This window comes from Bartonella sp. CE47NXGY (genome assembly GCF_042195415.1).
GTDB lineage: Bacteria > Pseudomonadota > Alphaproteobacteria > Rhizobiales > Rhizobiaceae > Bartonella.
Genome location: NZ_JBHIOI010000301.1, coordinates 1 through 533 on the forward strand (window position 1 = coordinate 1; position 533 = coordinate 533).

Sequence of the window (533 nt, forward strand, 5' to 3'; positions counted from 1 at the left end):
TCCATTTTCCAGCATGCTTTACGTATCATTCCAAGCTCCCTACTTGCGTGCCGCAAAAACACAAAAACCGGCTCTTTTCCCCCTTGAACTTGCCTTTTTATAGGTTGGAACCTGTCTGTACTGCTGCTTTTCTTCCCCCTAAGCCTTCATTTTTGTTCTCCAGCATGCTTTCCGTGTCACTCCAAGTCACTGGATGACGACCTGCCCCCCCATTGTCTTATCCCCCAATGAACCAGCCGGCAACTTCCCCCCACACAAGCGTCCGCAATTCCCCATATATAGGGCTCTTTTCTTCATACCCTCCTTTCCATATCGGCTAAGAAAATCCCCGCAAAGCTCTCCCCCAAGCGGCTCCCCTAAGAACGAAAGCATAATGTGCACCATTGTCACCGCAATGAAAAAACACTTGGGCCCATCATTGCGGCTTCTTTTTTCAACCCTGCTACTGCACGACGGAAAAATCATGGCGGCAATATTCTTCCTCCAATTTTTTTGCCATAGACTGAGCCACCTCTTGCGATATAAAAAGTATA

Annotated in this window: 1 protein-coding gene; it reads right to left on the reverse strand. The window is 47.8% G+C overall.

Features of this window, described 5'->3' with window-relative positions:
- Positions 1–186: 186 nt before the first annotated feature.
- Positions 187–372 carry a hypothetical protein gene (locus ACFIL3_RS11200; protein ID WP_375682315.1) on the reverse strand — a complete coding sequence of 62 codons (186 nt, stop codon included), beginning with the start codon at positions 370–372 and terminating at the stop codon, positions 187–189.
- Positions 373–533 lie beyond the last annotated feature (161 nt).